This window comes from Nocardioides sp. (assembly GCF_050699375.1).
In the GTDB taxonomy this organism is placed as follows: domain Bacteria; phylum Actinomycetota; class Actinomycetes; order Propionibacteriales; family Nocardioidaceae; genus Nocardioides.
The window spans coordinates 1-8,527 of the sequence record NZ_JBOHDN010000259.1 but is presented as its reverse complement, the minus strand read 5'-3'; the positions used below and the strand labels follow the sequence as shown (position 1 = coordinate 8,527).

At 70.6% G+C, this 8,527-nt stretch carries 9 protein-coding genes; all 9 read right to left on the bottom strand.

Going from position 1 to position 8,527, the window contains the following annotated elements:
• Positions 1-862: tRNA (adenosine(37)-N6)-threonylcarbamoyltransferase complex transferase subunit TsaD (tsaD, locus tag ACRDPS_RS18970; protein WP_431503220.1), on the bottom strand; the 862-nt coding region annotated here is incomplete at its 3' end.
• Between the two features lie 350 nt (positions 863-1,212).
• Positions 1,213-1,800, bottom strand: coding sequence for a hypothetical protein (locus tag ACRDPS_RS18965; RefSeq protein ID WP_431503219.1), 588 nt, complete (start codon positions 1,798-1,800; stop codon positions 1,213-1,215).
• Positions 1,801-1,856: 56 nt separating this feature from the next.
• Positions 1,857-2,327 (bottom strand): GNAT family N-acetyltransferase, encoded by a 471-nt coding sequence (locus ACRDPS_RS18960; protein ID WP_431503218.1) that lies wholly within the window; start codon positions 2,325-2,327, stop codon positions 1,857-1,859.
• Complete coding sequence (gene tsaB, locus ACRDPS_RS18955) at positions 2,324-2,968, bottom strand: tRNA (adenosine(37)-N6)-threonylcarbamoyltransferase complex dimerization subunit type 1 TsaB (protein WP_431503217.1); 645 nt, start codon at positions 2,966-2,968, stop codon at positions 2,324-2,326. The genes ACRDPS_RS18960 and tsaB overlap by 4 nt, the downstream gene beginning before the upstream one ends.
• A 44-nt stretch (positions 2,969-3,012) precedes the next feature.
• Entirely contained in the window at positions 3,013-3,972 is a 960-nt protein-coding gene (gene tsaE, locus ACRDPS_RS18950; RefSeq protein WP_431503216.1) for a tRNA (adenosine(37)-N6)-threonylcarbamoyltransferase complex ATPase subunit type 1 TsaE, read from the bottom strand.
• A 13-nt stretch (positions 3,973-3,985) separates the two neighbouring features.
• Positions 3,986-5,080, bottom strand: coding sequence for an alpha/beta fold hydrolase (locus tag ACRDPS_RS18945; RefSeq protein WP_431503215.1), 1,095 nt, complete (start codon positions 5,078-5,080; stop codon positions 3,986-3,988).
• On the bottom strand, positions 5,077-6,384 hold the full coding sequence (alr, locus tag ACRDPS_RS18940) for an alanine racemase (protein WP_431503214.1): 1,308 nt from the start codon (positions 6,382-6,384) through the stop codon (positions 5,077-5,079). The genes ACRDPS_RS18945 and alr overlap by 4 nt, the downstream gene beginning before the upstream one ends.
• 29 nt (positions 6,385-6,413) lie before the next feature.
• Positions 6,414-7,925 carry an NAD(P)H-hydrate epimerase gene (locus ACRDPS_RS18935; RefSeq protein WP_431503213.1) on the bottom strand — a complete coding sequence of 504 codons (1,512 nt, stop codon included), beginning with the start codon at positions 7,923-7,925 and terminating at the stop codon, positions 6,414-6,416.
• 76 nt (positions 7,926-8,001) lie between these two features.
• Complete coding sequence (locus tag ACRDPS_RS18930) at positions 8,002-8,355, bottom strand: holo-ACP synthase (protein ID WP_431503212.1); 354 nt, start codon at positions 8,353-8,355, stop codon at positions 8,002-8,004.
• Positions 8,356-8,527 lie beyond the last annotated feature (172 nt).

Genomic DNA, 8,527 nt, shown 5'->3' with positions numbered 1-8,527 from the left:
AGGAGGCTGCGTCGAGGGCCTTCCTCACCAGGATGTCGACGACCGCCTCCTGGAAGCTGGCGGCAACGTCGGCGACCGGGACCGGCTCACCGCTGCGCTCCTTGGCCTCGACCCAGCGGGCGACGGCGGTCTTGAGGCCGGAGAACGAGAAGTCGAAGCGGTGTCGCTCCAGGTCGCGGCGCGAGCTGAGGCCCCGCGGGAAGTCGATCGCGATCGAACTGCCCGAGGTAGCGGTCCTGTCGATCACCGGTCCGCCCGGGAAGCCGAGGCCGAGGAGGCGGGCCACCTTGTCGAAGGCCTCCCCCGCGGCGTCGTCGATGGTCGCACCCATAGGCACCACGCCACCCCGGCCGCCTGCTTGAGGGTCGCCCGCTTGATCGTCAGCAGAGCCGGTGATGTCGGTGACCCTGAGCAGGCTGGAGTGACCACCGGAGACGAGCATCGCCACGCAGGGCTCGGGAAGCGGCCCGTGCTGCAGCTGGTCGACGGCGACGTGCGAGGCCAGGTGGTTCACCCCGTAGAGCGGCTTGTCGAGTCCCATGGCAAGTGCCTTGGCCGCTGCCACACCGACCAGGAGGGCTCCGGCGAGACCGGGTCCGGACGTGACGGCGACGGCGTCGATGTCGTGGAGCTTGATGCCCGACTCGTCGCAGGCGCGCTCGATCGTCGGCACCATCGCCTCCAGGTGCGCCCGGCTCGCGACCTCGGGCACGACCCCGCCGAACCTGGCATGCTCCTCGACGCTGCTCGCCACCGCGTCGGCCAGCAGCGTGTGCCCGCGGACGATCCCCACCCCGGTCTCGTCGCAGGACGTCTCGATTCCTAGGACCAGAGGCTCGTCAGGAAAGGCACCAGAAGTCATACGAACATTCTGCCCTGAGCCGCCCTCGCTGGCTCGATCCCCCGGGCCTCGATCCCCTGGCCTCGACTCCCTGGCCTCGACTCCCTGCCCTCGACTCCCTGGCCTCGACTCCCTGGCCTCGACTCCCTGGCCTCGACTCCCTGGCCTCGACTCCCTGGCCTCGACTCCCTGGCGCAGAGCGGGGCCATATGAGCGGGCGAAATTTTTCGCCCGCTGGAGGACCCCACGCCGACGTGTAGGCGGCCACGACCCAACAAGTCGAGACCCGGCACCTCAGGCCGATACCTCCGGCACCTCAAGCCCTTCTCGAGCGGGCGAAATTTTTCGCCCGCCGCGACGACCTCGAGCAGTTACGCCGCGGCCCCGCCAGAGCCGGCGTCATCGGCAAGATCCGCGAACGATTCGGCCCAGAGTTGCTGTGCGAGTGTCGCATCGAGCGGAGGCGAGGAGGTCAGGCTCATCCACAGGCCTCTCAGAGTCACGGCTAGACGGGCCGACTCCATGTCCGAGAGATCACGCCCGACGCGGCGGCGAAACCAGGACTCGAGGTCATGCCACACCTCCGCGACATGCTCAGCAACTGCGTCGTCCGAGCGAGCGAGCTCCTCGAATCCGAGCCACGCTCGGACCCAGATCACGTCATCTTCAGTCGATGGCAAGAAGCCTGTCCAGCCCAGGCCGTTGATCCGCCGGGTGGTTACAGACCAGAAGACGCCCGCGAAACCAGCCGCCGCGTGAGGCATGACCTTCTGTTTGCCCCCGAACCACCGGTGCAGGGTTGCCGAGCCCGTGTTCGCTTCCTCGGCGACCGCCAGGATCGTGGGCGGTCGCAGCCCCGTGCGACCGATGACGCGCCCCATCGCCAAGCCAACAGCGTGGTTGTAGGGATGCTCGCGATTGAGGGACATGTCCCCCATCGCACCACAGAGCACCGACATTTCCGGCCGCCTGCGTCGAACGTGTTACGGCCCGGTCACCTCACGGCCCGGTCACCTCACGGCCCGGTCAGCTCACGCTGCATGACGACCCCGGTTGCGCCGTCGCGGTAGTAGCGCTCGCGACGGTCGATCTCGATGAATCCGGAGTTCTCGTAGAACGCGACCGCCCCGACGTTGTCCTCCCGTACCTCCAAGAGAAGACGCTCGGCCCCTTCGTCACGGGCGAGATCGAGGCTGGCGTCAAGAAGAGCCCGGCCGATCCCTTCACGTCGGCGACCCGCCGCGGTCGCGATCCGCTGCAGCTCCGCGACCTCATAGACCACGCTCACCAGCGCATGGCCGACTACCTGTCCCGCAGCGTCGCCCTGTCCCGCAGCTTCCCCGGCGACGAGGATCCGTACGGTCGGCATCTTCCCGTCGATCGCCACCCGGAGGTACTCCGGGGTCCAGGCATCATCGGGAAACACCTCCAGCTCGAGCGAGGCGATCGCGTCGATGTCGCCGGCTTCGGCCGTGCGTACGCTCACTTGGGTGTCGCCTGCTTCTGGTGGGCCTGCTCGACCGCGTCAGGACGGCGCAGATAGAGAGGCTCGGGGTCCATCAGCTCGACGCGCTCCTCGGCCACGGCCCGCGCGAGCCAGCTCGCGGAGGGACGCAGCGGACCGACCGCCGACGGGAACGCGTCCGGATAGAGCAGCGCCCCCTCGCCGACCACCGGCGCGGAGGTGGCGACGTCGGCCGGCCGGGTGACGACGGGGCCTTCGAGCCGGGCGCCGTCGGCGTCGTACGAGGCAAGGTAGACCTCCTTGCGACGAGCATCCGTCGCCACGAAGAACCCACCCCCGCCCGCTCCACCGTTCACCGCCTCCAGGGCCAGGACATCCAAGGTGCACGCCGCATAGACCGGGATCTCCAGCACGTACCCAAGGGTCCGGGCAGTGACCAGCCCGACGCGCAGCCCGGTGAACGGCCCGGGCCCGGCGCCGACTGCGATCGCGGTCAGGTCCTGGCGCACGATCCCGACCTCGGACATGATCGCCGCGAGCAACGGCGCGAGCTGCTCACCGTGCTTCATGGTCCGGTCGGAGGCCATCTCGGCGACGACGTCGTCGCCGTCGTGGATCGCCACGGTGACCTGGGGCGTAGCGGTGTCGAATGCAAGCAGCACTGTCACACCTTAAGAGATCGCCACGGACCGTGAGCCCTCATGGCTCACAACGACGTGAGATCGGTGCCCCGCCAACGCAGCCCGACGGGGACGATCTCCACCCGCCGCGGATCCGCACCTTCGGGGGCGGAGACGGTGTCGAGGGGTGCGTCATCGGCCTCGGCACGTACGATCCGGATCTCCAGGCGCGCCTCGGAGAGCCCCTCGGCCAGTCCCTCGCCCCACTCGACGACGGTCACCGCGTCGTCGAGATCGGTGTCCAGGTCGAGGTCGTCGAGCTCGTCGATCCCACCGAGCCGGTAGGCGTCGACGTGCACCAGCGCGGGCCCGCCGACCGTCGAGGGATGCACCCGGGCGATCACGAAGGTCGGCGAGGTGATCTCGCCGCGGGCACCGAGCCCAGCGCCGAGTCCCTTGGTGAAGGTCGTCTTGCCTGCCCCCAGGCCGCCGGAGAGCACGAGTACGTCGCCTGCCGAGACCAGGCCCGCAACGCGCCGTCCCAGCTCGGACATCGCCTCGGCGTCGAGCACCTCGACGACATGCTCGTTCAGCAGACGGTGAAGTCGCACCGTCGGGGCGTCACCCGAGACCTCATCACTGTGCAGTCGCCGAAAGCCTTGCCTCTCCCAGAACCGCAGCGTCGCGGGGAGCTCCTCACGCGCGATCACCGCGAGGTCGTCGAAGCCCTCATAGCGTGCGATCCCGGCTGCGTACGTCACCATCTTGTGCGCCACCCCGTAACCCTGCTGATCAGGCAGGACAGCGAAGCGGCGCAGCCACATGGTCGAGTCCTGGGGATCCATCACGACGGACCCGACGCCGACCCCGTCGAACCGCGCCAGCACCCCGCCGAACCCGGAGAGGCGCTCTTTCATCGACCCCTCGGTCTCGCCGAGGGCGTCCGCCGGCGGGTCCAGCGGTGGGCGCGCGGAGAAGGCAGCCTGGACGATCCGGAGTGCTTCGGCAGCGGCCTCCGGCCCGACCCGCTCGAAGACGAGACTCATTCGGACCCCAGGATCATGCCGAGGCCGCGTCCCGGGTCGCCGAGGCCAGCAGCTGGTCGAGCTCGGCGTTGACCTGGCCGTGGCGCTCGAGGATGACCATGTGACCGGCTCGCTCGCACTCGACCAGTCGCGAGCCCGGGATGTAGGAGTGCAGCTTGCGGCTGTGGCCGATGGCGGTGACCCGGTCGGCGGTGCCGCAGATGATCGTGGTCGGCACCCGTCCGAGCGCGTTGATGCTCGCGTACTTGTCCAGCGAACGGAAGCTCGGGAAGAACTCCGCGACAACCTCGAACGGCGTCTGGGACAGGATCCCGTCGACGAACTCGACGTACGCCGCCGGGACGGCGTCCCCGAAGGCGAACACGTCGGTGAAGACCGTCGCCACGGAGGAGCCCATGGCACGGACCCGGTCGACCAGGCTGTGCCCCCTGGCGAGCGTCTTCATGGTCCGGTGGGCGATGCCGCCCGACAGCTTGGCCGGAAGCATCGGGATGAGCAGCCGGCTCGGGTCCAGCCCGCCGGCGGTCGTCGAGATCAGGCCGACGCCGATGACGCGGCCACCCTCGTCGTACGGAGCGAAGAACTCCGGGTGCTCCTCGGCGAACGCTGCGATCGTCATCCCGCCCATCGAGTGACCGACCAGGATCACCGGCCCCTCGGGCACGACCGCCTCCAGCACCCCGAACAGGTCGTCGGCGAGCTGTTCGATGGTGGCGTTGCCGAGCGAGGAACGACCGCTACGGCCGTGGCTGCGCTGGTCGTAGAAGACCGACCGCACCAGGCCGCGGTAGGCGGCGCGCTGGAAGTGCCAGCAGTCGAGGTTGAGGCAGAAGCCGTGCACGAAGACGAGCGTGACCTCGCGGGACGCACCCGTGCGGGCGTGAGCCGGGTCGACCTCGTCGACCTCGACATGAAGAGGTACGCCGTCGGAGGTCACCACGGTGACCGGACACGACCGCAGCGTGCCGAGCGGAGTCCGGTCCTCGGGTCGCTCCTCGATCGCGCGGCGGCGCTTCTTGACCACCACCGCGCCGCGGGCGGCCGCGGCTACCGCTGCCGCGCCCAAGGTCCCGGCCGCGATCTGGCCGGCTCGTCCTGCGATGCTCATCGGTCGTCTCCCTGCGCGCTGGGGCTCTCACTGCCTGAGGCCGTGATCACGTCGTCGTCCCGGACGTCAGCCCGGACGTCAGCCCGGACGTCGTCCCGGACGTCAGCCCGGACGTCAGCCCGGTCGTCTGCCCGGACCTCTGCCTGGTCACTGTCGATATAGCGCCGCTTCATCCGTCCTCCGATTCTGGTGACGACCTCGTACGCGATGGTCTCGCTCGCCTCGGCCCAGTCCTGAGCGGTCGGCTCACCGGCGGCACCGGTCCCCCACAGGACCACCTCCGCGCCCGGTTCGACCTCGGCATCCCCGAGGTCGACCATGAACTGGTCCATGCAGACGGTGCCTCGCACCGGTCGCCGGGCACCGTCGACCCACACCGACGCACGGTTGCCCGCGCTGCGCTGGATCCCTTCGGCGTACCCGACCGGGATCAGGCCCACCGTCGTGGCCTCCTCGGCCACCCAGGTGTGGTTGTAGGAGACGCCCGCGCCGGCGTCGACGCGCTTCACCAGCGCCAGCTCGGCGCGCACGGTCATCGCCGGGACGAGGCCGAGGTCCGCCCACGGCGAACCTTCGACACCGGGCGCGGGATCGATGCCGTACGTCGCGATCCCGACCCGCACCAGGTCGAGACGGGCGCCGGGGCGCAGCAGCGCCCCGGCAGAGTTGGCGAGGTGGCGCACCTCGGGCCGAAGGCCGGCCTGCTCCGCGATCGCGACCGCCTCGGCGAAGACCTTCTCCTGGAGCCCGCTGGTCAGATCGGCGGGATCCTCGCTGGCGCTGAAGTGCGACCAGATCCCGGTGACCCGGATGGCGCGCTCGGCCTCCAGGATGCGCGCACGACCGACCAGGTTCGACCATTCCGCGAACGACGAACCGCCGCGGGCGAGCCCGGTGTCGACCTTGAGCTGGACTCGTGGCGTCAGACCCAGCGCATCGCCGGCGGCAGCGAACTTGTCCAGGTCGGCCACGGTGTAGGCGGTGACGTCGATGTTGGCGGCGACGAGGGCCTCGGCGGGCTCGCTGGGCATGATCAGCCAGGCCAGCAGCGGGCCGGCATCGCCGGCCTCTCGCAGCGCGAGCGCCTCGTCGGCCGAGGCGACGCCGAGCCAGTCGGCCCCGCCCTCGCGCGCGGCACGCCCGGCCTCGACCAGGCCGTGTCCATAGCCGTCGGCCTTCACCACCGTCATGATCGGCGTACGTACGTGGTCCCTCAGCCGCGTGACGTTGTGCCGGATCGCAGCGAGGTCGATGACGATCTCGGCTCGCCGAAGCGGAGTCCGAGGCGATCGGCTCGGTGACATGGTGTCAAGGATAGTTGCCGCGCTGGGATCTACGGCGAAGGGGGCGAGACAGCGGGGAGGGATCTGATCACCGCGGGTATCGCCGCCGCGACCCCGCTCGCCGTGACCGGTCCTTCCCGCATGACCGGCCAGTCCCGCTGGTCGAGCTTGTCGTGCTCATGGAGATGCGGTGTATCGAGCTCGTCGAGGTGGCCACCGCTCGCGGCGAGGCCCGCGGCCGCGCCGTGCAGCCAGGCTCCGGCCGAGGCGGCGTCGATCGGCGCCAGACCAGCCGCGAGCAGCGAGCCGATCAGTCCGCCGAGCACGTCGCCGGATCCGGCGGTGGCCAACCACGAGGTCCCTGTCGTGTTCACCCGCACGGGCGTGTCGGGGTCCGGCGAGGCGATCGTCGTACGCCGCCCCTTGAGCAGCACGACTGCCTGGAACCGCTTCGCCGCGAGCCGCGCATAGTGCAGCGGCCGTGCCTCGATGTCACCGCGGTCCTCCCGGATCAACGCCGCCAGCTCGCCCGCGTGCGGGGTCAGGATGGCGGGTACCCCGAGCGGGCCGGTCAGGGGGCGGAGGCTGTCGGCGTCGATGACCAGAGGTACGCCGCTGGCCCGCGCGAACGCGAGCGCGCTGTTGGCGCCGTCGGCGCTGCCGGAGCCGACCACCCAGGCCTGTGCCTGGCCGTCGCCGACCACCTCCGGGTTCTGCCGCTTGACCCACTCGGACGCCGTCCCGACGTAGCGGACCATCCCGGCCAGGCCGGTGTTGGCGCCGGAGACGGCCAGCAGCGCGGCCCCGGGGTAGGTGGCGCTGCCGACCCTGAGGCCGACGACTCCGCGGGTGTACTTGTGCCCGTCCGGTGCCGGCCGCGGCACCAGCGCGGCCACGTCGACCGCCTCGAGGCTCTCGACGGCCGGGGCCGGCAGGTCGAGACCGATGTCGACCAGCTGCACCGTCCCGCAGGCCGAGGCGGCCGGGTCGAGCAGATGACACGGTTTGTGGGTGCCGAACGTGACCGTCAGGTCGGCCGTCACATGCGCACCGTCGAGCTCCCCGGTGTCGACGCAGACCCCGCTCGGCGTGTCGACGGCAACCACCGGCACCCCGGCGAGCGTCGCCAGCGCCTCCTCCGCGTCCGGTCTCAGCCCGGGCCTACCCCCGATCCCCACGATCCCGTCGACGACGACCGAGGGTTGTGAACCTGAGAGTGACCCATAGCCCTCGCTGAGCTTCACAACCCTGCCCCCGGCACTCCTCAGGGTCGCCAGACCACCAGGGTGCGCATCGCCGGAGAGCAACCAGGCCTCGACCCGCGCGCCCCGGCGGGCCAGGACAGCCCCGGCGTACAACGCATCGCCGCCGTTGTCCCCGCTCCCGACGAGCAGGACGACGCGCTTGCCGTAGGCGCCGCCGGGACCCCGCTGCCGGAGCAGGGCGATGACCGCGTTGGCCAGCCCGGCCGCGGCCCGCTGCATCAAGGCGCCTTCGGGCAGGCTCGCCATCGCTGCCTTCTCTGCCGCTCTGACCTGCTCAACCGAGTGCGCACGCCGCATAGGACAACCCTACGCGCCACCGGACCCGGGACGGACCGGGTCGAAGGTCCGTAGGGGCGCGCCCTCAGGAGACTGCTCAGTCCTCGAGCACGACCATCGCCGAGGCGATCCCCGCGTCGTGGGAGAGCGAGAGATGGACGGTGACCACACCGAGCTTGGTGGCCTGCGCCAGCACCGTCCCGCGGAGCTCGAAACGAGGTTGTCCCGAGGACTCCGAGACCACCTCGGCGTCGTGCCACTCCAGCCCCTGCGGCGCGCCGAACGCCTTGGCGAGCGCCTCCTTCGCGGCGAACCGGGCGGCCAACGAGGCCACCGGCCGGGTCGCTTCGGCGGCGGTGAACAAGCGATCGCGCAGCCGCGGCGTACGCTCCAAGGACTCCTCGAAGCGCGCGATGTCGCAGACGTCGATCCCGACCCCGAGGACAGCCATCAGCGGACCGCCATCACTCGACCGTGACCGACTTGGCGAGGTTGCGCGGCTGATCGACGTCGAGGCCGAGCTCGGTGGCCAGCTGGCAGGCGAAGAGCTGCAGGGGAACGACGGCGACCAGCGGCTGCAGCAGCACCGGCACCCGCGGAAGCCGGACGATCGTGTCGGAGAC